This window comes from Streptomyces sp. P17 (genome assembly GCF_032436805.1).
GTDB lineage: Bacteria > Actinomycetota > Actinomycetes > Streptomycetales > Streptomycetaceae > Streptomyces.
Genome location: NZ_JAVRBF010001355.1, coordinates 1 through 244, shown reverse-complemented (window position 1 = coordinate 244; position 244 = coordinate 1). Strand labels below are relative to the sequence as shown.

Below are 244 nucleotides of genomic sequence, written 5' to 3'. Positions count from 1 at the left end.
CTCCAGCAGCGGGAATGCGCCGTCCTACGGCTTCTACGCCGGCAGCTTCTCCGGCTCGGGCTCCATCACCCAAACCAACAGCGGCACGCTCACCGTCAAGACGGCGGGCGGCGCCGGCTACGGCCTCTACACGGTCGTCTCGCAAGGCGCGGTGAACCAGACCAACAGCGGATCGCTCACCGTGAACACGGGCGCGGGCGCGGCGAATGGCTTCTACATCCGCAACAGCGGCACGCCTGGGGCC

At 68.9% G+C, this 244-nt stretch carries 1 pseudogene; it reads left to right on the top strand.

The features are described 5' to 3' along the window. A pseudogene (locus RMT89_RS44955) lies at positions 1–244 on the top strand (hypothetical protein); the annotation flags it as partial.